The organism is Amycolatopsis acididurans, assembly GCF_012328925.1.
In the GTDB taxonomy this organism is placed as follows: Bacteria; Actinomycetota; Actinomycetes; order Mycobacteriales; family Pseudonocardiaceae; genus Amycolatopsis_E; species Amycolatopsis_E acididurans.
This window is the reverse complement of sequence record NZ_JAAXLS010000034.1, coordinates 36,985-57,611: the sequence shown is the minus strand read 5'-3', so window position 1 is coordinate 57,611 and position 20,627 is coordinate 36,985. Positions and strand designations below refer to the sequence as shown.

The 20,627-nt window shown below is 66.6% G+C and carries 21 protein-coding genes; 11 read left to right on the top strand and 10 right to left on the bottom strand.

The annotated features are described in order from the left end of the window. Positions 1-520 precede the first annotated feature (520 nt). From HFP15_RS31140 to HFP15_RS31095, 11 genes are all read left to right on the top strand, one after another. Positions 521-1,123, top strand: a complete 603-nt coding sequence (locus tag HFP15_RS31140) for a hypothetical protein (RefSeq protein ID WP_168520355.1) — start codon at positions 521-523, stop codon at positions 1,121-1,123. A 94-nt stretch (positions 1,124-1,217) separates the two neighbouring features. After that, positions 1,218-1,718 (top strand): hypothetical protein, encoded by a 501-nt coding sequence (locus HFP15_RS31135; RefSeq protein ID WP_168520354.1) that lies wholly within the window; start codon positions 1,218-1,220, stop codon positions 1,716-1,718. A 102-nt stretch (positions 1,719-1,820) separates the two neighbouring features. Further along, positions 1,821-2,861, top strand: a complete 1,041-nt coding sequence (locus tag HFP15_RS31130) for a DNA polymerase III subunit beta (protein WP_246272195.1) — start codon at positions 1,821-1,823, stop codon at positions 2,859-2,861. Further along, positions 2,858-3,073, top strand: a complete 216-nt coding sequence (locus HFP15_RS44005; protein ID WP_312871832.1) for a hypothetical protein — start codon at positions 2,858-2,860, stop codon at positions 3,071-3,073. Before HFP15_RS31130 ends, HFP15_RS44005 begins: the two co-directional genes overlap by 4 nt. Positions 3,074-3,184: 111 nt before the next feature. After that, complete coding sequence (locus HFP15_RS31125) at positions 3,185-3,502, top strand: hypothetical protein (protein ID WP_168520353.1); 318 nt, start codon at positions 3,185-3,187, stop codon at positions 3,500-3,502. 37 nt (positions 3,503-3,539) lie between these two features. Further along, the gene (locus tag HFP15_RS31120; RefSeq protein ID WP_168520352.1) at positions 3,540-3,752 is read left to right on the top strand and encodes a hypothetical protein; all 213 of its coding nucleotides are present in this window, start codon (positions 3,540-3,542) and stop codon (positions 3,750-3,752) included. Positions 3,753-3,895: 143 nt separating this feature from the next. Further along, entirely contained in the window at positions 3,896-4,468 is a 573-nt protein-coding gene (locus HFP15_RS31115; protein WP_168520351.1) for a hypothetical protein, read from the top strand. 68 nt (positions 4,469-4,536) lie between these two features. Further along, the gene (locus tag HFP15_RS31110; RefSeq protein ID WP_168520350.1) at positions 4,537-4,809 is read left to right on the top strand and encodes a hypothetical protein; all 273 of its coding nucleotides are present in this window, start codon (positions 4,537-4,539) and stop codon (positions 4,807-4,809) included. A gap of 407 nt (positions 4,810-5,216) precedes the next feature. Beyond that, entirely contained in the window at positions 5,217-5,771 is a 555-nt protein-coding gene (locus HFP15_RS31105; RefSeq protein WP_168520349.1) for a hypothetical protein, read from the top strand. 59 nt (positions 5,772-5,830) lie between these two features. Beyond that, positions 5,831-6,592, top strand: coding sequence for a hypothetical protein (locus HFP15_RS31100; protein ID WP_168520348.1), 762 nt, complete (start codon positions 5,831-5,833; stop codon positions 6,590-6,592). 289 nt (positions 6,593-6,881) lie between these two features. Further along, entirely contained in the window at positions 6,882-7,793 is a 912-nt protein-coding gene (locus HFP15_RS31095) for an N-6 DNA methylase (protein WP_168520347.1), read from the top strand. A gap of 272 nt (positions 7,794-8,065) precedes the next feature. Here HFP15_RS31095 and HFP15_RS31090 read toward each other — a convergent pair whose 3' ends face one another. From HFP15_RS31090 to HFP15_RS31045, 10 genes are all read right to left on the bottom strand, one after another. Then, positions 8,066-9,037 carry a C40 family peptidase gene (locus tag HFP15_RS31090; protein ID WP_168520346.1) on the bottom strand — a complete coding sequence of 324 codons (972 nt, stop codon included), beginning with the start codon at positions 9,035-9,037 and terminating at the stop codon, positions 8,066-8,068. A 7-nt stretch (positions 9,038-9,044) separates the two neighbouring features. Next, positions 9,045-10,079, bottom strand: coding sequence for a replication-relaxation family protein (locus tag HFP15_RS31085; RefSeq protein WP_168520345.1), 1,035 nt, complete (start codon positions 10,077-10,079; stop codon positions 9,045-9,047). 97 nt (positions 10,080-10,176) lie between these two features. Then, positions 10,177-12,648 carry a type IV secretory system conjugative DNA transfer family protein gene (locus HFP15_RS31080; protein ID WP_376768908.1) on the bottom strand — a complete coding sequence of 824 codons (2,472 nt, stop codon included), beginning with the start codon at positions 12,646-12,648 and terminating at the stop codon, positions 10,177-10,179. 73 nt (positions 12,649-12,721) lie between these two features. Then, positions 12,722-13,549 (bottom strand): GP88 family protein, encoded by an 828-nt coding sequence (locus HFP15_RS31075; RefSeq protein WP_168520343.1) that lies wholly within the window; start codon positions 13,547-13,549, stop codon positions 12,722-12,724. A 114-nt stretch (positions 13,550-13,663) separates the two neighbouring features. Next, positions 13,664-14,053, bottom strand: a complete 390-nt coding sequence (locus HFP15_RS31070) for a hypothetical protein (RefSeq protein ID WP_168520342.1) — start codon at positions 14,051-14,053, stop codon at positions 13,664-13,666. Between the two features lie 17 nt (positions 14,054-14,070). After that, complete coding sequence (locus tag HFP15_RS31065; RefSeq protein WP_168520341.1) at positions 14,071-15,909, bottom strand: VirB4 family type IV secretion system protein; 1,839 nt, start codon at positions 15,907-15,909, stop codon at positions 14,071-14,073. Continuing rightward, the gene (locus HFP15_RS31060; protein ID WP_168520340.1) at positions 15,909-16,955 is read right to left on the bottom strand and encodes a PrgI family protein; all 1,047 of its coding nucleotides are present in this window, start codon (positions 16,953-16,955) and stop codon (positions 15,909-15,911) included. Before HFP15_RS31060 ends, HFP15_RS31065 begins: the two co-directional genes overlap by 1 nt. Then, on the bottom strand, positions 16,955-18,991 hold the full coding sequence (locus tag HFP15_RS43070; protein WP_246272193.1) for a TrbL/VirB6 family protein: 2,037 nt from the start codon (positions 18,989-18,991) through the stop codon (positions 16,955-16,957). Before HFP15_RS43070 ends, HFP15_RS31060 begins: the two co-directional genes overlap by 1 nt. Before the next feature lie 4 nt (positions 18,992-18,995). Further along, positions 18,996-19,388 (bottom strand): pilin, encoded by a 393-nt coding sequence (locus HFP15_RS31050; protein WP_312871831.1) that lies wholly within the window; start codon positions 19,386-19,388, stop codon positions 18,996-18,998. A 53-nt stretch (positions 19,389-19,441) separates the two neighbouring features. Next, entirely contained in the window at positions 19,442-20,335 is an 894-nt protein-coding gene (locus HFP15_RS31045; RefSeq protein ID WP_168520339.1) for a hypothetical protein, read from the bottom strand. Positions 20,336-20,627 lie beyond the last annotated feature (292 nt).

Sequence of the window (20,627 nt, the reverse complement as noted above, 5' to 3'; positions counted from 1 at the left end):
TCTTCCCCTTAAAGAGGAAGCCCCCAGGCGGATCGCTGTCGCAGGTCAGCGCTCCGCTGGCCCTTCCTGAGTCCACCCAGCCTCGGTACCCCGCGGGAACCTGTTGACGACTGGGGAAAGAAAATGGGCGGCGAAATTCAGATCCGGCGATGGGAAATACACGAGAACAATTGGCGTCCTTACTATTCATACCGACCCGGATTTCTTTGCCTGTTGTATTTTTTCTTGCTGCCCCACTTCGCTTTCATCCTTCGCTGGCTACATCTCCGCCACCTGCTGATTTCTGTTTCTTTCGTAAGGTTTCCAACGTTCTTCGCCATCGCGCGCATAAGGTGAGAGTGGCGCAAAAAAGGAAGAAAAAGCGGCTCACTGGTGTTGTGTCGCACGCGGAGCCGGCGTTAAGCTAGAGTCATCGGAACACAGGAAATACATCAAAGTTCCGGATTCATAAGAATATCGCGGGTAGGGATTGGTACCCCGTTTGCCCGCAACTCGAAAAGAAGCATCGAAAGGCATTCTCATGACTGCTGTCACTGTGGAAGCGTGGTCGCACGGCGACGGGTGGCTTGCCGTCGACACGGGCGAGTGGATCAACGATCGCGGCGAGTTCGCGCAGGATCTTACGGATGATCTGCGCGACTGGATGGACGACAACGGCCATCGGTGGCCGCATGATGACGTGATCGCCGCGTGGATCGAAGAGCGCACGGGCGAGCCTCCCGCCGGCCTGCATGGCGACGGCGCGGTGTGGCACCACAACCTGGTCAACTTTTCCGATCACCTGATCGATAATCTTGGTTTCGTCGTGCTCTCGTCGGCTGACTTCGGTGATCTCATGATCGTCGTGAGCGATCATCTCGGCTGCTATGTGTGGCCGACGGTCTATCGCTCCACTGTGGACGAATTGGAAGAGTGGGCCGACTACTCCGACGCTACGGGCGAATGTGCGAATGGGCACCGTTGGCAGACGCACGACACGGTGCGCCTGCATGCGTGGGACAGCGCCGACATGACGACGTATCGGCTGCCTGATCTGGTCCGAGTGCCGTTCGACGACCGTAGCCGCGCCTATGTGGCCTGCCCCGCATGCGGTAAGGCCGTGCGGTTCGAAAACCGGTTCTGAACTCCGCGGCCGGCCGCGCCCCCTGCTGTGTGCGTGCTGCGGCCGGCCGCCCTCCCTTTTCCTTTCGTTCCTGATCTTGCTTGTGAGGTGCGTTGTGTTTGTCCTGTCTGCCAACGGCGACATGATCTCCATCTCTCCCGAGGACTTCGATGACTCGTCGGTGATCACGTTGGAGAACGCCGAGGAAACCGAATGGCGGTGCCTCGCGTGCGGCGAGTCCCTGACCGAGGAAACCGACGGCTACGCCGACGAATCGGGTTCGCTGATCTGTGACGCCTACGACCCGTACGACGATCCCGAGATTGACGACGTGGACACAGCGCCGGATTTCCGAGAGGGTTCGCACCGCGCGCAACGGGTCCCGCTGGCGTGGGCCAACGGTGCCGCGATTCACACCAACCCAGATGAGGACTCGATCACGGTCACGGTCTCGGTCGGTGACCCGCGCGGCGCGTTCGCCTTCACCGTGCGCCGCATTCCCGATGATGCCGGGACCAACGGGGGCCGGTTGATCATGCACACCCCGTACCCGGGTGAGCCGATGCCGCACCGGGACTTGATCGAGGACCACACCGGTACCTACTGGGTCGGCTGACCCGCCGGGCAGGGCGCCCGTGGCCGCCGCAGTGCGGGCGCCCTGCCACCTCCCACTGGCTCTGCCGGCACCCCCTGACTTCGTGCTTTGAAACTCCCTTTCTTGGAGGTATCCGCGATGACGACCGCTACCGACACCACGACGACCGCCGTTCAGTCCGCGCCGGCTCTGGAATGCCGTATGGACCGCGCGACCCTCGCGCACGCTTTGACCACGGTCGGCGTGGGCATCGCGCGTCGCCCCGTTGTGCCACTGCTGGGCGGTGTGCTGCTCGACGGGCGTAGCGGTGACCTCACGGTGACCGCCACCGACTGCGAAACCGCCGTGTCGGTCCGCGTGCCCGACTCTGTGCTGACCCCGGGTCGGCTGCTGATCGACCACGCCGAGGCAACCAAACTCGTTGCCGCACTGGTGAAAGGCATCCGCAAGCGCGACGCGGACACGATGCCCGTCAGCGTGAAAACGACGGGCGACGGCACAGCGGTGCTCGAACTTGGCGGCTACACGATGCCCGTCACCACTTACCCGGCCGAGGACTTCCCGACCCTGCCAGACGCCCCGCCTACCGTGGCCGAGGTCAACCGCGAACGGTTCACCGCCGACGCGCGCCGTGTGTTAGTCGCCACGGGTACAGACGACACCTTGCCCATGATTACCGGCGTACAGATGCAGGTGATGCCCGGCACGCTCACCCTCGCCGGGACCGACCGATACCGGCTCGCCGTGGCGGAGCTGGCCGCGACGACGGTGACCGAGGAACGCTCGGTGCTCTTCCCGGCCCGCGTGCTCTCCGCCGCGCTGAAGCACGCCACTGCTGACCGCGTACGACTCGGGCTCGGCCGGGACAAGCTCGGCGACTGGGTGTCGCTGTCGTGCGGAACGCTGACCGTCGTCACCCGCCCGGTAGAGGCGCAATTCCCGTCCTATGAACAGCTTTTCCCGGACACGACCGTCACGGCCCGCGCCGACCGCGACACGCTCACGCAGGCCACCACACGGGCCACGGCGGTACTGGAGGCCAAGAAGCACACCACACGGGACAGCCACGGGCGCCGCATCGCGGCACAGGTCGCCGTGACCGTCGATCCCGCCGGGTCGGTGTCTATTGCCCCCGTGCGCTCGGGGAGCATGCCGACGCGGTGACCGCCCCCGAGCATGCCGCCGAGGTCCACGGCGCCACCGACACCGTGCGCGTGCTGTTCTCCGCGTCCTACCTGCGCGACGCACTGGGAACCCTTGACGGTGACACGGTGACCATGCAGCTCGCCACGCCGACGCGGCCGGTCGTGCTCACCGGTGCCGACTGGTGCGTTTACCGGCACCTGCTGATGCCCGTCCGTCCGCCGCAGTCCTGAGCGTGCGTCCCTGGGGAGCGGTCCACGCACCGCTTCCCAGGAACCGCTAAACCACAAACCCCTTGCCGTTCCTCCAATCACCGCAACCATTCTGTACACAAAGGACATCCAATGAACGAGATGCGCGAATACCGCTGCGTCATTGAATGGGACATCGAGGCTGAAGACCCTATCGAGGCCGCACGCCTCATGTGGTCGTCGATTATCAATTCACCGGGGCCGATTGTGAACGTCTGGACGGGTTCCGCCCGAAGCGTCGACGTTGATCTCACCTGGCCAACCGCGACCACCGACATCAACGGCGCGACAGCCGAGGAATACCGACACAGCAACAACGTGGCATCAGAGGCCATGACCCCAGACGGTCGTTGGACCACGGCCCCCACGAACAACACCAGGACCCATCCCGATCACACGGCGTCGTCCTGAACCACGGCACATACAGGAGAGAGCAAGGAGTCTCACCATGCACACGACCACCCTCCACAACGGACACGACGGGCACCACGAGTGGGCCACCGTCGACCTGCCAGACGGCCGGAGCCTGGATGTCTACGCATCGGGCACCGTGCAGGTCTATTACCCCGACAAGACCGCCGTCGAATTCACGATGCCGGCCACCGCGACCGAAGCGTTCGAGCCCGGCTGGATCGGCCACCACGTGCACCGTCTCGGCTAACCCTGACACGCCAAATACGGGAAGGAGGAGAAGTGTCCAAGGGAGGATTCATCAACGACCAATGCGGAACCGTCGGGTGCGCGGGTACCGGTTGGGGCATTTCCATCATCGTGTCACCGAGCGTCTACCGGTGCGCCGAGTGCGTGCAGTGCCTCAACGCTCTCGCGCCCAACTGGGTTGACGAACTCACCAACCCCGACGCCCACGCGGAACGCAACCGTGCCCTCGTCGCGATGGACGCGGACACCCTGCGCGAACAGGCCGCACCCGCGCTCGCCCTGCGCACGGCCGTGCGACGCGCCACTCACGCACTGGCCGACGATGTCGCGGACACCACGTTCGCCAGGCAAGCCGTCATCGACATCGTCAAGGCTGCTGACGAGATCATCGGCGCCACCGTGACCAACTGGTGGGCAGCGCACCGCCGCCCACAGCACTACCAGAACCACGCGCCCGAGTCCGCCCCCTACGCACTCAACCCGACATGGCTGGTCAAAGTACACGGCTCCGGAATCGGCACCGTGCGTCTCGCACCGAACGGCCCAGACGAACGATACGAGGCGAGCGACCTTTGTGGCGGACCTCTTCGCCCGGACCTGCTGCCCGACGATCAACCGCACTTTGACTCCCCGGCAGAAGCTGCCGCTGCCCTGACCGAACGCGCCCAGGAAATGGGCTGGGTTGATTCGTCCGCAGACGCCGGCTCGGACAACTAGATGGATTGGTTTGCATAACTGTCCACATGCGACAACCGAAAACGTCGCCTATGCAAGGAGAATTCAACGTGAGCACGCAATGTTTCAACGACGGCCAGCCGTCCGCCGTCGTCCTGGTCCGCGAAGACGTGGACCCGCCGCACATCAGCACCGGCGGCCTGTGTACGTCGTGCGCCACCTGCACCAGCCCCGGGTGTACGGAACTGGGAACGATCCTGGACGCCGAGTACGAGGAGCCGTGGTGCACCAGGCATGCCGCACAGTTCTCCGGCGACGAGGCCGTTCATGGCCCCAATTTGGTGCCCATCAACTCGGACCGCTACCGCGAACTGACCAGCTGAGCACCCCGCGCGACCGACCCGTGAAACGCGCCCTGACGCGACGAACCACCGCGCGCACGGCACGTATCACCTGGTCACGGGCCTGACCGACGTACTGGCGAGACGACAACTGGACAACGAGCGGTACGGGACACCACCGGAACGGTGAGTTACCCTGACCTCTACCTCCCTTCGGGGACGGTGCCCTTTCGATGGGGCTTTTCGAGAGGCCGGCGGACCGTACCAACACCCTCCGGGGTGGGTCCGTCGGCCCTTTTCATGCGCTTTCCCTGTGCCGCCCGCGCCGCGACGCGCCCACAGGCAAACCCTGCCTCGACCCTGGCCAATCCCGCCGGGAGCGGTCTCCGTGGCAATTCACGCTGGCCACCCCGAACACCCCACCGAAAAACCATCGAGAGGAGCACCCGATGAAGACACACTGTGAGCAGCCTTATCAGGCGATGATCTCGACCGCTAGCGCAGTGCGCCGACTGTCCGAGGACACCTCGACCTGGCACGTGCGTCGGCTCGCCACCGACCTCGCTGGGGCCGTGTGCGACCTGGACGGCCGCATGCGCGCCGTCCTGGAACTGCCGCGCGCCTGGCAGAGCACCCCGGACGCGGACAAGACGACAGACGGGGGATCAGCAGAGGAGGCGGACGACACCGCGCCGGTCGACACGGACGGCCATGAGCCCGGGTTCTACACGCTTCCCGCCGCCGACCTCGAAGAAGGCATGAGCACGGCTGACGGGCAAGACATCGTGAGCGTCGGCACCGACCCGGACGGAACGGTCTTCGCGGACGTATACACGCCCCGTTCCGACGATCCCGAGCTGGACGAGCGCAACCGCTCCGAGACCGAATGCCGCATGTACCAGCCCGGCGAGCGCGTGGCCATGGGCACCTTCGTCGACACCGAGATTGACGGATCGTCGGCCGCCAACGCCCTGCCTCTCCATGCCACCGACCGCAGAGCCTGACCCCGGGGCTCGCCCGGATCAGCCGAACGCGCACTCTCGCACAGAAAGGACGATCTCGTATGCCTGACACCGAGACTCCCCACACGCACACGCTATTCGCACTCGGGCGAGGCGAGCATGCCGAACCTCTCGGCGGGTTCGGCGGTTACCTAGCCCCGGCCGAGCTGGTGCGCGTGCCGATCGGACGCCAACTGCTCGCTGCTAGCACCGCCACCGAAGTCCGCGAACGGTTCGCGCGATTCGCGCTGGCGTGGGACGTGGCCGGCTACGACACGTTCAACCGCACCCGACGGGAACCTCGCATCCCCAGTAGCGTGCCAGGGCGCGCCGACTGGGTGCCCTACGAGCATCGCCGCGACATTTACGCCTTCGACGATGGCACGTGGTTCCTGTGGATCGCCACCGACTATCCCCAGTGGCACCGTCTGAGTTTCAAACCGGACGGCACCATTCACGAGGAGCCCGTGGCCCGCATCTACGGCACGGACTACGCCCGCACCCACGGGCTGGATCTCCCGCAGCTCGCCGCCTGGATCATGGGCGCGGCAACCGAACGCCTAGCGAACAGCGACTTGGCGTTGTCGGCTCTCGTGCACACAGGAGAGAACCAGGACGAGCCCGCTATCCATTTCACTGTCCACAACGGACATGATAGCGATCGGGGGCTCGTAACGGCGGAGTTGGAGTCGATTGCGCAGACTCACAACTGGTCCAACCCGTGCGATCCGGACGACCGGCGCTTCACGCTCTGCACCGGACACCCCCAGGCTGTAGCCCTCGGCGAAATCCTGATCGTCGAGGACGAACCATACGACGAGTGAGCTAAATACCATCCCTTAATTGCAGATTCCTTATCCGGAATCGCGCCCTTCTCTCATTTTCCTTTGTTCCTTGCCTATTCCTCGGCGGGCACACCTATGCCCGCTGACGGGCTGCACCTCCCATCAGGAGACCGCCATGCCACCAAACACAGCACCGCAATCGGTCAGCCAGTCGAGAACCAGCGTGGAACCGGGCGAAACCGCCCAGCTCGGCCACGTGCTCATCCAGCGCGACCGAAGCCGGCCGAACCCCAATCAAGCCGAGATCACCGCGGAGGAGGGCTGAACCATGGGCCGATCCACCCGGCGCAGCCAGACCCACCGCGATCCAGGTCAACACGCCGCCGCCATCGCGCAGGCCGTCGACGAGTCATGGAACAAGTCGAACCACTCCGGCCGCCGTGACGTGGCCCTGTCCGTGGTCGCCGGGCTGTCCCTCGTGGGGCAACGCGACCCGGACGGACCGGACCCGAGCGAGCAACTGCGCTCCCAGACGCCGGAGGGTTTCAACGCCACCTTGCGGGAGATCTACACGACCCTCGTTAACGCGCGCCCAGACTTGATGCACCTGGTCTACCCGCTCATGGAATGGATGTTCAACGACCCCGACGCGGCCCTTCAGAACGCCGCGAAGCGCACCGCCGACGCCGCTCTCAAGCAAGGTCAGCTCGATCTCACCGGTACCGACAACCGGCACGACACCGACCTGCTCGGCCACGTGCTCACTTTGCTCAAGTCGGACTCGGCCGGCAAGGCCAACGCGCAGATCTACACGCCCACGCCCGTGGCGGACTTGATGGCGCGCATGACCCTGCCCGAGGAGGGCAGCTCTGTGTGCGACCCCGCCGTCGGCACCGGCGGGCTGCTGCGCGCTGCCGCCCAAGCGATGCGGGAGCAAGGCCGCGACCCCGCCACCGTCGCCTGGTACGGCGCGGACATCGATGACTTGGCGGTTGCCGCCGCAGCGGTCAACAGCGTGCTCTGGGGCCTCGGGCCGCGCATCCTGCTGTGCGTGGCCAACACGCTGGCCGAGGGCGACTGGCCCCGACGCGCAGAAGCCCAGCGCGCCGAAATCGTGCAGTTAGCGGAGACCGTCCGCCGGGACAAGCTCATGATCGCTGCGGTGCGCACCGCGCAGCGGATCACCGAGATGGTCGCTGAAGATGACATGCCCGATGAGGGTGAATCGGCCGCGTCCTGATCCGGAGTAATGTCGATGGTGGCCCCGTGCTCCCAGTGACCCCCAGGCTGGTCGAGCACGGAGCCACCATCGTCAGGTGACTGTTTCACGGTCCTTGTCAATCCGCGTCGCCCCAGAACTGGCGTCGTCGATATGACCATTCCACGCGTCGTATGCTCAAGCCCGACCGAAGGCTGAGCCGCCAACATAACCACGTGGCAACCAAATCTGGATATCAGCGATTCGCTTAATAAACGTAACCGTTGTGCCGCAACGACATTGCGGCCAGCCAGTCAACGTCGGGGATCGCCTTGCCCCGGGCGACTCGCTCCCAGATAGTCGTCACGTTCCCAACGCGCATTGTCCACTTTGACCGGAACCTCGAAGTCCGGGGCGTTGATCATCTTACCTGCCCCGATGTACAGCGCGACGTGGTGCACATTTCCTGGGCTCCCGTAGAAAAGGAGATCGCCCGGGGCAAGCGGCGCTCCGTTCGGTACCCGTGGCCCAGCGTCGTATTGTGACTTTGCCGTGCGTGGCAAGGTGATCCCGGCTGCTTGGTAGGCCGCCATGGTCAGTCCGGAGCAGTCGAAGCCTTGGTGTCCGTGGTCGGGTCCGTTGCCGCCCCAGACGTAGGGCAGCCCGAGCTGACCTTGGGCGTAGTTCACGGCTTGTTGCGCTTGCGGGGATGGAGGCGCGTCTTCTCCGGACTTGTTTTCGGCTTGCTTGTACTGGGCTGCTTGGTTGAGAACCTGGCTGACGTACCAGTCAGCGTGGTTGTAGACGAAGATCGCGCCGTAGGTGTCGCGCCCGTCGCGGGCACCGGACTCGCAGAGATAGCTCGCTGCGGTGAAGATGGCGTCATGCGGGTTGTACCGCGAGGGCGGATTGCTGCCACCGGGCGGGATCGGGTGGCGCGCCACCACGGAGTCGAACGTCGACTGGAGGAACTGCATCGGACCACCGGCACCCGCTGTATTCGATCCATTGTGGACATCTGGTAGTTCTGATTTGCCATGGTTGGTCTCGATTTTGCCGATGGCCGCGATCACGCTCCAGTCGAGCCCTGGGCAGGTGCCCGCCGCTTGTCGGTAGAGGGCGAGGTAGTTGCCGGGGATGTCGGCCAGCGCGGCTTGGCTGGGCTGGCTGCCGGTCGCGGAGTCCCCTCCGCCGAAGACGGCGGCGATGATTCCGGACACGGCGGCAGCAACCAGCACGATCAGGCCGACGACGATGCCGAGCACCGTGGTGGCGAGTTTGAGCATGCTCCGATCACCCCGTGGGTTTCCAGGTCAGGTCGTGGCGGGCGAAGGGCGGCATCGGTGCCGGCGGGCTCAGGCGGGGCACCGGGCTGGGATCGGCGGAACCGGACGCGGGGTCGGCGCTGGTCGGTTCGGGCAGGTGCGGCCACACCGCGCGCAGGTCGATCAGCCGAGAGCGTCCACCGTCGCGGTGGGCCAGTGGCAGCCACACGTCGGCGGAGGCCGTTGCGGTGCGCTCCAGGTGCTCGGCGGTGGTGGTGGCGATCGGCAGGTCCTGGGGCCGCGGCTGGGTCCGCAGGTGCTCGGCCAGCAGCCGGCGGGCATGGGCCTCGCGCTGGGCAGTGGTGAAGCAGATCAGCAGCGGGGTGACGATCCGGCTGGTCGTGGCCAGTTCGGCGTAGCCGGGCAGCTTCGAAACAACCCTGGACAGGTGGTAGCTGCCGGTGTCCCACTCGATGAACCCCTCGATCTCGCGGCCGTGCTCGCGCCAGCGGGCGTAGCCATCGGGACGCACCATGTCGCCGAAGTGCCGAGCGCAACGGGCCTCTGACCACCACGCGGTCACCGCTCGCTCCTCGTGCGCTTGAGCGTCGGCGATCAACCCGGTCACCAGACTGTTGAGCCCGTGCAGGTGCGCCAGCCGCAGCGAGTAAGCGATCCCCACCGACCGCTCCGCCCGAAATCCCAGATCGCGGGGATCAATGCCGTCTTCGTGCGCCAGCAGGTGAGCGCCAGCGGTGTCGAGGACGTAGAACATCGGCGCCCGACCGCGACCGACGTAGGGCTGGAACCGGTCGAGCACCCGCCAGCTGTAGAGCCGTTGCAGCCGCAGGTTGGCCGCGCGCCGGCTGGGGAAAGCGAGTTGGGTGATCTGGGTGGAGGTCAGTGTGCGGTGTTCGGCGAGCATCCGCGCCAGCCATCGATCCCGCGCAGTGAGGTGAGCGGCAACAGTGGCGAGATGATCGGCGGTGGCCGCGACCCGTGCGCTGGCACGGGCGGGCACCGGGGCACGCAAGTCCCGTTGGGCAGACGTGGGTTCAAACATAAATAGCTCCTTTGTGGACGGTGAGAACGAATGCGAGAACAGCGGGGCGGGCTGCACTCATCTGGTCGGTGCGGCCAGCCCCGTTGGGTGGCGGGAATCAGGCGGCGCGGCGGGGATCGGTGCCGGTGTCCTCCGGCCCGGAATCGTCGCGCCTATTGGTGTCTGGTGTGGACAGTGGCCGGGTGTGACGTGCGGCGGCCTTGCGCACGAGGCGGGTTCGACCGCGGATTGCTGGTGGCAACGGTTCGGTGGTCACGGTGAACGGCTGGGTTTCCTCGCCGTTGACGACGAGGCGGGCGGCGGCGTGGAACACGCCGAGGTGCGCCAGATCGTGTTCGGCGATGCGGGGCGCGGTGTGCCGGGCCAACTCGCGGGCATCTTCGGGTGAGGCGTTGAAGAGGATTTTGCTGCGCGCGTTGGTGGAGATCCCTTCCTTCAAGTCTTTCCCGAGCTGCCCGAGGTGCTGGTGCGCCAGCGTCATCGACAGCCGGTAGCCCCGGGCCTCGGCCAACATGTCTTCCATGGCGTAGGGCAGATTGAGGAAGTTGTGCGCCTCATCTACGTACAGCGAGGCGTCCCTGCGTTGCCGCTGAGGCAATGCGGCCCGCGCGGTGGTGGCCTGCCACACGCGCGCCACGATCAGCGAGCCCAGCAGCCGCGTGGTGTCTTCACCCAGGCTGCCCTTGGGGATGCGTACCAGGCACAATCCGCCGTCCAACACATGGGCGAGGTCCACTGTGGATGGTCCGGCGGCGATGGCCTTCACCACGAACGGGCGCAGCAGGAACGCGCGCAGCTTGTTGAGTAGTGGCGCGGTGGCTTGTGCTCGCGCGCCGTCGGAGAGTTGGTCGTACCAGTCCCAGAACCCCCGCAACGTCGGGTCGCCAGCCACCATGTCGCGATGGCGTGCCCGGGTGGCGGGGTCGGTGAGCAGGTCGGGCAGCTTCGCCAACGTGGGTGCCTCCGAGCCGGCCCGCAACGTCAAGCAGCCAGCGCGCAGGATGTCCTCGGTGCGCGGTCCCCACGCTGAGGAGAACACGCGGGAGAACACGGACACGAGGTTGTCCACCGCCGCTTCCTTCGGCCCCTCCAGGGGATTCAAGCAGGGTGTGGGTCCGGCGGAGTCGGCGTCGAACAGCACCACTTTCTCGGCGGCGTGCTCGGGGAGGCGTTGCAGCACATCGGTGATCAGGTCGCCCTTGGGGTCGATGACCACCCCACCCCGGCCGTGTTCGGCGTCGGCCAGGATCATCCGCGCCAGCATGGTGGATTTCCCGCTGCCGGTGGCGCCGAGCACGTGCAGGTGGTGCCGGGCGTCGGAGACCTGGAGCCCAACTGGGCGGGCATGCCCGGTGTCGGAGACCCCGATGGGTCGGATCAGCTCTCCCTCGGTGGGCGTGTTCGGCGGGGGCGGCACGGCCTTGGCTCCGGCTCGCGCGAGGCCGGGCAGGGCATCGTCGGTGGGCAGGTGCGCCAGCGCGGCCAGTTCCGGCACGCCAAGAAGGTCACCGCGCCGCAACCGCCTCCTTGCCATCGTCGTCAGCGGATCACGGAGCCGGCGGCGCTGGTAGTGGTTGTGCTCGGTGTAGCCGGAGAACGCGCTCGCGATCGCGTGCGCCCGGCCCCGCAACTGGTCGCGGACCCGTGTGACCTGCTCGGGCGGCGTCTCGGCGGGCATGGTCGTGGTGACCGCGTACCGGATCACGGTCTCCCACTGCGAGCCGCGCTGTTTGCCGACGATGGCGCGGTTCTGCGCCTGGTACTCCAGCGAGGTTTGCGGGTCGAGCTTCGGCTCACCGTTACGGTTCGACGCCGTCGGCGTGGGTCCCGGTGTGATCGCGTCCAGGAGCCGGCCGACCGGTCGAGTGGAGCGCCCGGCGTGCAGGTGCCGGGCTGCACGCCGGGCCTGCTTGACCCGCCGACCGGTCACTGGCCGCGCGAGCACCTGCACACACGCCCCGTCGTGGACGCCCAGACCGACCGGGGCACCGAGCAGTGCTCGAATCGGGTCGGCGTCGAAATCGGTGCGGATCGGCAGGGCTTCCGAACGCGCCAGCCGCAGCACACCCCCGGTGACCAGTTGCCGCCGGTCGCCTTCGGCTGCGGTGGGCAGCGGAGCCGCCGCCGGCTCGGTGGTGGTGTGCGAGCCGGGCCAGGCCGCCTCGACGGCGCGCTCGACCATGCCCGGCGGTACCGTGCCCGGCACCCACAGCCGGATCTGTACGCCGTCATGGCCGAACACGTACTCCCATGCGAGATGGGGCTGCCCCTGCGCGATTCGAGTCCACATGGGACGCAAGAGCCCGACAAGGTTCGACCACACTGCTGGCGCGCCCTCCGGGTCAACCGTGGGCGGGGCCAGGATCGTCACGATCCGGGCGTTGTCGTGCAGCGCATCTTGGCAACGGTTGGACCACCAGCGCCGCAGTGCCCAGAGCGCGGTGATAGTGATGAGCAGTGCGGGTGCGGCGATCGGACCCCATGCTTGCGTCCAGGACCAGGCGGTGGTGAGCACGGCACGGATCGCGCCCCAGGGATCGGTGAGCAGCCCGTCGAGCGGGCTGTCCACGGGAGAACTGAGCGGAACCACGAGCAATGACCTCCCAATATGAGGAGTTGAGGGCGGGAGCGTTGGCTGCGAGCTAGGCGGCGTGCGTGCCGGTTCCGCGGCCGTCGCGGCGGCGCCGCGACGGTGCGCTGGTGATCGACCGGACGCGGCCGGTGCCCTGGTGGGCGTCGCGCTCGGCGTCGACTTCGGCTTGCCACTGCGAGAACCGACGGCCGTGCAGGCGTCGCAGGAAATGGGGAATGCGGTTTGCTGGCACACCCACCAAGCGAGGACCCAGCACCGCTAGCAGGTCCGATGCTTCTTGCGAGGACCATCCGGCTTCGGCAATGGCCTGCTCGTTGGGGAACACATCGGCTACCCGGTCCGTCGTGGCGTCGATCTGGGCGTCTTGCGTTCCGCCGTAGGAGTAGACCCACAGGAAGTTCTCCGGCGGGTCTGGCTCGATGAGCCAGCGGAAGCGGCGGATCTCCTTGGTATAGGCGTAAAAGGTCACGTCGGGTGCCGAGCGCATGATGCGCAACCAGCTGCGGGTGTAGTCGTCGGAAAAGAAGTCACCCGAGTCGTGCACCCGGACGAATCGGCCGCGGAACTTCGGTGCCGCCAGTTCGGCGAGCATCGCCTGCTCCCACCCGGCCGGGTCGTCCAGCACGAACATCAAGTTCGCCTGGTGCTTGGCGCGCACAGTCGGCCACAAGTAGGTTCCGTGCCGGGCGTAGCAGACCTGGCGGCAGATGCCTGCTGATGGGCAGGTGTTGTAGGTGCGGCCGTCGGGCAACCTTCCCGCCCAGGCGGGCAACGTCCAGTTGTAGACGCCGATCGCCCGCATTTCCCGATTCTGGGTGAGCAATCGTCGCGGACGGCGCGGCGCGGCCGAATCAGGAGCAGGATCGGATGAAGCCATGGAGATGCCTCCGTGGAAGAGATGTGAGAAGCGAGGCCCAGAACTATTGGGCGAGAAATAACTAGCGAGTCCAAAAAGGACTATGTGTTTTATGGCCCTTTGATTCCTTGGTTATCAGGCGGGACCGTCGGCAGGGCCGGATTCGGGATCTTCGGCCGGCGAGCTGTTGTGCCAGTTGTGGCGTCGGCGGCGATGCCGATCAAGATTGATGACCTTTGCGGTCACACCGTCGGGATCGACCGTGACGAGCCGGGCGTACTGTTCTCCCCGGCGACGTCGAATCTGCTTGGCGCAAGCACGAATCAGCGTCCGCACGCCGAGAAACGCGAGCCCGCCGAGATACGCCCCGGAGATGGCGATGATGGCGCTGGCGAGCCAGATCGCAGCCATGCACCCGAAAACCAAGGCACAGGCGGGCAGGATGTCGTGGATGATGGTGTGCAGGGCCGAGCCGTGCGAGGGGTCGTCGGCCGCGGCGGTGGTGAGTAGAGTCGGCACGGACATGTGTCCCTCCTTTGTGGTCAGTCGTCGAGAACGAGGTCGTGGTAGGAGTCCTGATCGGCCGTCTCGTCGGTCTCGGTGAATTCGTCGGCCATGGCCGCGAGTTCGGCCGGATCAGTTGTGATCAGGCGGTGCTCGGTGTCGGAGGCGATGGCTTGCAGGGCTACCCTCTGCGTCCCGGTTGACAGGAGTCCCTGTCCCGTGCCAGCAGCAAGCAAGAACTGTCGTTCTCCTTCGGAGAGCCCGAAAGTGCGGACGATGTCGTCGATCGCCTGCGGTGCTTGGCGCAACAGGATCTGTGTCGCGGCGTTAGCGATCACGGCCTTGCCCAGGTCTGAGCCGAGCACGTCGCCCACGTCCTGGGTTGCCACGGTCAGACCCGCCCAGTGCTTGCGGGCGGATTTGGCCATGCGCCACAGGAATTCCGCACCGGAGGGTTGCTGCATGAGCAGCCAGGCTTCGTCGACCACGCACAGCCGGGGCCGCCGTGTTGACGGGTTGGACACCCGCCGCCACACCGCGTCCAGCGTCAGCAACGTGCCCGCGGGCTTCAACTCGTCGGGCAAGTTCCGCAACGAGAACACGAGCAGGTGGCCCTCGGGCGGAGCCGTAGTCGGCCCGTCGAACAGCCCGGAGAACGCTCCGTCAGTGAACGGATGCAACCGGCTGCCGAGGTCCCGCGCGGTCTCGACATCGGACTGGGCCAGCACCGCGCGCAGGTCCGACAGCAACGGCGCCTGCCGTGTCCAGGTGCGGGCATCGTCGGTCATACCCGCCGCGCGATAGGTCGCTGTGACCGCCTGATCGAGTACGGCCCGCTCGTCCGCAGCCAAGGACTGTCCGAACAGGACAGAAAGGAGTGTGTGGACGAACAAGCTGCGGCGTGTGAGCGCATCCGAAGGGGCAGTGCGGCGCCCATCGGGACGGGTGTGGATGGGCAAGTCGAGCGGGTTGAGTCGTACTCCCTCGCTGCCCAGAGGGAAGTAGGTGCCGCCGACCGCGCGGGCGAGACGGGCGTACTCGTCCTCGGGATCGATGATCGCGATCTCCACACCCCGATACAGGCTGCGCAGCGCCTCCAACTTGACCAAGTAGGACTTTCCGGCACCAGACCGACCCAAGATCACCGAGTTGTAGTTCTCGCAGGCAAACCGATCCCAATGCACCAGACCCTGGCTGCCAAGGTTCCAGCCGTAGAGCACGCCACTGGCAGCCGAGGCCGAAGTGGCATCCGGTGGCGGCAAATCCGGAGACGTGAACGGGAAAGCCGCAGACAGGGCAGCGGTGTCGAAACTGCGGGTCATACCGATCTGGTCCAGGCCCATCGGCAACGCGGTCACCCACCCTTGCAGGCTGCGGTAGGTAGTGGGTTTGGCGTCCATGAGCAGGCTGGCCGTCAGAGCGCGTAGCGCACTGATCTCCTCGATCAACTCCCGCTCCGAAGTGGCGTGCACGGTGAGATACAGACCCACCCGGAACAAGCGGCCCTCACCGCGGGCCAGCCGATCGGACAGGTCGTGCGCGTCCTCGGTGGCGGCTTCCACCTGCGGATCGGCGAGGCGCCCGTGTTGAGCGGTGTGGCGCCGCCCGGATTCCAGCTTTCCGAGTTGCTTCTTCAACCGCTCGGCGGCGACCTGCGGGTCGATCGGTTCGATGTGCAGCGACACGTCCAGCCGCCCGGGGTAGGTCAGCAGTGGTTGCAGCCATCCGGGGTGGACCTCACGGGGGTAGCCGGCGATAGCGAAGGAAGCCACCCATTCGTCGCCGATCTGCAGATGACGCGGGTTGACCTCGACCGCGTCCGGTGCGAACGGACTTCCCACCGCGGCGGACGCGGGGCGGCGTTTCTTGGTCAGCATCAGAGCGTGTCCTCCTCCAAGTCCGACTCGGAGCCGGCAGCAGTGGTGATCACCTCGTGCGCGCCGGCCATCTCCGGTGAGTGCGGGATCGGGCTGTCGGGGTTGGTGGCTGCGGACAGCACCGCCGTGGCTTGAGCGACATCGAGCGGAGTCACCTCGATCCCGGCGGGCGAGAGCAGGTCGGTCGCCTCGTGCATGCGCCGCAGCAGCCGGGAGGTCGCCGCCCGGCGCGCACCTGCCGAGGGCTCGGTGTCCTCGGCGGAGCGCGACGGCAGTCCGAAGCGGCGTTGCCGCGTTAGCGAGTCCGACGGCAGGGTGCGCACGGGTTCGCGGACTACGAGCAGAATCTGCCGGCGCAGCAGCTCGGCCTGCTCGCCTAGCTGGTCGAGATAGTCCGCGTGATCCAGCGCGGCGGCCTCCAGTGCCGGGTGCGGCAGCCCCGGAGCACGCTCGCGCAGCTCGGCGATCTGGTCGGAGAGGTCCAGGCGCTGGGCACGCACCAGGACCTGCACCGGTGCGGACAAGCTGTGCAGGTAGCGGCCGAACGCAGCCACCAGCGCGTCCTGCTCAGCTGGCGTCCGGAGCGAGAAATTGACCGTGGAGCACGCGGCGATCAGTGCGACACCATCAGCCCCGAGGTCGACCACTCCAGCCTCGCCCACCCCGGTCGCGGGCAGGTCCAGTCCGCCGGGCACGGCATCGCCGGACTGGTCGGCGAATCCTTCCAACCATTCCGGCACCGCCCTCGGCGCCTGCCCAGCAGCCACCCGACGCTTCGGCTGCAGCCGAAGCCGGATCGCGGCCAACAGGAGCCGGTCCAGGGTCACCCCGTCGCGACGCACCACCACCAGCGCGGTCACCGCCACCCCGATCGGCACGGCGACGATGAGGTAGGCGATCACCGGCAGGAACGTCCGGGTCGCCACCCATCCGCCGTAAAGCAGCAGGCCCGTCACGGCCATCACGGCAACCTGGCGGGCGGTGAACCCCGCCAGGATGGTGTCCTCGCGGTCCACGTCCGCGGGAATCCGAACGCTTTGTGACATCACTTCTCACCTCCTTCTCGGCGGGTGCTCGGGCGAGGGGGATGGACCTTGGGCAGGTCCAACGGCAGCGACTGTTGCCGTGGCCGCGGTCCTCGCCTCGGCGTCGTCGGGGGTTGACCGCCGCTGGGCGGTGGGGCGGGTTTGCGGGTGCGCTGCACGTTCAGCGGCAGCTGGTACTGCCCGTCCCGGCCCACGCGGGGCTTGTTCTCCGGCCACTCGCCATCGGCGGGGAACTTCAGCTGGCGACCCGCCGACGACGGCCGCGGGTGTGGCGGTGCAGGAGCCGGCGCGGGCTTTCGCACCCGTCGCGCGTCCATCGGCAACCGGTACTGCCCATCCCGGCCCAGGCGTGGCCGGTTCTCCGGCCACTCACCGCTGGCCGGGAACTTCAACTGCCGGCCCCGCGGCGCCGACGACGGCCGGGCCGGCGGGCCGGCCGCGGGCTTGGGTGCCGGCTGACGCTGCACATCCAGCGGCAGCCGGTACTGCCCATCCCGGCCCACACGGGGCTTGTTCTCCGGCCACTCGCCATCCAGCGGCAGCGACAACTGCGTGCCCTGTCCACCGGGACGCGACTGTGCCGAAGGCTTCGGCGCATACCGCTGGTGCGGTGGCTTCGGCGCCCGTCCCCGCTTGATGCCCTCCAGCGGCAGCATGTACTGGCCCGACGAGGTCGCTTTGGTGTTGGCGTACGGGTCCGACGGCCCCGACGGCTTCGGCCCACCCCGGGGCCGAGGTGCCCTGCCCCCACCTCCGCCAAGCAGACCGAACGTCTTGTAGGCAAGGAAGCCCTTGACCAAGCTCCCGATGAAGGAGCCGCCGTTACCCACTCGGATACTCGACAAGATCCAGAACGGAATCTTGAACAAGATGAACATGAGTGCTATCGACACGAGGAGATTCACCAGCCCATCCGTGGTTGGCCCGAAGAACGTGAACCCGCCCGGCGCGAGGAAAATGCGTATCGCGGTAATCAATGTCAGCGACTGGGCCAGTTGAATAGCCAAACAGCCTCCGAAGGCTTTCCACCACCATTTCGCGATTCCCTCGGTATGCGGCAGCGCATGACACATCAAGGCCAGCGGCGCACCCACAATGAGAATGACGGTGAGCGACACACGGACGATGTAGGTCAGCAACAGCGCAACCAGCATTACGGCCAGAAAAAGGCCGATGAAGATGATGAAGAACCCGCCATTGAGAGACGACAAAGTGAGGCGTTTCAGCGTGCTCGCTGCCGAATTCTCATCGACTCCGCCGGACATGAGCGCCTTTGCCAATGCATTGGCGATATTGATCGCCTGAGAACACACCCACAGCGACAGCGCTCCTGCCAGGAAACCAATAATGACCCGCGGCAGAATCTCCTTGATGGAGACACGCGTCTGGACGGTTTCGTACGCCATCACGATGATTCCCGCGATGAGGATCAGCATCCCGTAGCAGGCCAGCATGATTTGCCACGAGGAATTCCACAGCTCACCGATTCGCGGCAGCTGATCCAGCGTCGGGGTCGTCAACAACGTGTTGGCAAGCAAATCCAGCAAGCTGTTCAGTGCTGGGGCGACCAAGTCTCGGAAGAACGAATCGATCGCCTCTTTGACACAGGCCACCGGATCGGTGATCCCGCACGACGACTTCTGCTGCGTTTTCTGATTATTGGGTTGTTCTGCGGGGTTGCCGCCGCCGGGTGGCGTGGTGGGCTGGGGGATGCACCCGATGCCCTGACACGGCGCCGGCCCCGGCTGGGGTGGCGGGGCCGGCTGAGCCGGCTTCGGGTCGGGCAGCATATGGCAGGCGGGGTTCGGCGAGTCCGGTCCGCACCCGTCAACAGTGGGCAAAGGAAGCGGCGGCGGTGCGGGCTCGGGCGACGGAGCCGACGGCGTGGGGGTCGGGGTGGGCGGCGCGGGCTGGGCCGAGGCCGCACTCGCGCCGGCCAGCCCGGCGATGACGGTCAGCACAAGAAGGGCGGCCACCGCAGCGAACGCGCGGCCCAGGCGGCGGCCGGCCCCAGGCGTGGGGAACGCGGTGGCCATTCGATCAGCCCCCCACGATCCCTTTGAGGATCTCGACCACAAGCGGCGCCAAGGCTGCGAGGCCGTAGCCGAAGCCAGCGCTCTTGAACGCCTGCTTGGCTTTTTCGACCTCCGACGGGTCGCCGTTGGCGACCACGTAGCGGGTGCCGCCGATGGTCAAGAACACGGTGGCTAGCAGAGCCAAGATGCCCATCAGCCAGTTGCGGATGTTGTTGAGGACGTCTTCGACAGAGCGGGCCAGCGCGACTACATGGGTGGTCTCCGCCGACGCCGACGCGGCGGTCAGCACCAGGCCGGCGACGACGAGACCGCCGACGACCAGGACGCCGAGCCGCCGCCGACCCGGCGGCCGGCCATCAGCCGCACGGCGGCGGAACGAGGGCGCGATCGAGCGCATCGTGGACCTCCAGGGATGCTCAGCGGGCGAGGTGCGCGAGAGGCGGGCAGGGATCACCCGCAGCCCTGAAGTCCGGAATTCGGGGGCTCATTGGACACGGCCCCGTCAACTTTTTTCGCTACTTTCTGTGACCGACTTGGGGTGTCGGATGCGGCGCTCGGGGAAGTCCGGGACGTGGCCTGCTCGCCCGTGGGATCGCCCTCGGCGGAGCCGTCGACCGACTCGGTCAGCCAGGCGGCGAGTCGGCGCTCGGCTCGCTTGCGCATCTTGTAGGCGGCCCAGAACTCGATCTCGTGGTCCCAGGCCCACTCGTGCAGCAGACAGTCATCGAGCCGAGTCGCCGAGATGACAGTTGCCTCGGTCTGGGTCAGGACCCCGACCTCCACCGCTCGGGCCAAGACCAAGTCCGGATGCCCCGACGGAGGCTTCGGCTCGACCGAGAAGAAGCCCGGGGCCTTCGGTGTGGGTCCGTCCAGCGCCGCGATCAGTGCGCGGTGCCCGGCGCGGTAGGCCGCCCACCGCAGCCGGATCGTGATCCGCCCCTTGCCGAGATCGACGGTCTGCAGCGCGTCGAGGAAGCCCCGCAAAACTTCGGCGTGGATGTCGCTCGGATCATTGGCGTACCGGCCGGTCAGCCGGGACGCCATCGGGGTCAGCATCGGCAGCGCGAGCCCGACCGCCACGATCGTCCACGTGCCGCCCTCGTCGCGGGCGCGGGTGATCACGTGGGTCCACACCTGGTCCCACACCCGCCGCGGGCAATCTCGCTGCAGCAGCAGATCGCGGAGTTCGTCGACAGGGATCTCGCGTTTGGGCACGTGGTCGAACAGGCGCCCATCCAGGGCGACCGGATGATCTCCGGCCGTTAGCCACGCGAACGCTGCGCGGGCGGCATCGAGGGGGTTGGCGGGCCACTCTGCGTACTCGGAAGCCGATAGGTGTGCCATCTCGTGGCTCCTCTCGAACGGCGGTCAACGACGCCGCCGAGAAGGCCAGGCGAGGAACAGCGCAGCGCACGGCTGCGTACTACGAGATGCTTAAAACGATCTCCTTGTTCCGGAACAAGGAGATCAACAATTCGACCATGTCAAGATCGCCTCAGATGCCGCCAGCGACGCTGTGAACTGCGGCGTTAGTCAGCTCTTGTTCCGTGGCTGTCACGACCGGCAGACGGTGCGCATGAACAAGAGAAATGATCTTGACGAGTTTTTGGAACGATCTTGATCGGCGTCGCCAGCG

What these genes read in the sequence shown, in the direction of transcription:
- HFP15_RS31075 (WP_168520343.1), bottom strand. Translation starts at nt 13,549, where the DNA reads ATGGCTTCATCCGATCCTGCTCCTGATTCGGCCGCGCCGCGCCGTCCG.
- HFP15_RS31105 (WP_168520349.1), top strand. Translation starts at nt 5,217, where the DNA reads ATGAAGACACACTGTGAGCAGCCTTATCAGGCGATGATCTCGACCGCT.
- HFP15_RS31100 (WP_168520348.1), top strand. Translation starts at nt 5,831, where the DNA reads ATGCCTGACACCGAGACTCCCCACACGCACACGCTATTCGCACTCGGG.
- HFP15_RS31045 (WP_168520339.1), bottom strand. Translation starts at nt 20,335, where the DNA reads ATGGCACACCTATCGGCTTCCGAGTACGCAGAGTGGCCCGCCAACCCC.
- HFP15_RS31090 (WP_168520346.1), bottom strand. Translation starts at nt 9,037, where the DNA reads ATGCTCAAACTCGCCACCACGGTGCTCGGCATCGTCGTCGGCCTGATC.
- HFP15_RS31065 (WP_168520341.1), bottom strand. Translation starts at nt 15,909, where the DNA reads ATGCTGACCAAGAAACGCCGCCCCGCGTCCGCCGCGGTGGGAAGTCCG.
- HFP15_RS31140 (WP_168520355.1), top strand. Translation starts at nt 521, where the DNA reads ATGACTGCTGTCACTGTGGAAGCGTGGTCGCACGGCGACGGGTGGCTT.
- HFP15_RS43070 (WP_246272193.1), bottom strand. Translation starts at nt 18,991, where the DNA reads ATGGCCACCGCGTTCCCCACGCCTGGGGCCGGCCGCCGCCTGGGCCGC.
- HFP15_RS31050 (WP_312871831.1), bottom strand. Translation starts at nt 19,388, where the DNA reads ATGCGCTCGATCGCGCCCTCGTTCCGCCGCCGTGCGGCTGATGGCCGG.
- HFP15_RS31095 (WP_168520347.1), top strand. Translation starts at nt 6,882, where the DNA reads ATGGGCCGATCCACCCGGCGCAGCCAGACCCACCGCGATCCAGGTCAA.
- HFP15_RS31125 (WP_168520353.1), top strand. Translation starts at nt 3,185, where the DNA reads ATGAACGAGATGCGCGAATACCGCTGCGTCATTGAATGGGACATCGAG.
- HFP15_RS31070 (WP_168520342.1), bottom strand. Translation starts at nt 14,053, where the DNA reads ATGTCCGTGCCGACTCTACTCACCACCGCCGCGGCCGACGACCCCTCG.
- HFP15_RS31120 (WP_168520352.1), top strand. Translation starts at nt 3,540, where the DNA reads ATGCACACGACCACCCTCCACAACGGACACGACGGGCACCACGAGTGG.
- HFP15_RS31085 (WP_168520345.1), bottom strand. Translation starts at nt 10,079, where the DNA reads ATGTTTGAACCCACGTCTGCCCAACGGGACTTGCGTGCCCCGGTGCCC.
- HFP15_RS31060 (WP_168520340.1), bottom strand. Translation starts at nt 16,955, where the DNA reads ATGTCACAAAGCGTTCGGATTCCCGCGGACGTGGACCGCGAGGACACC.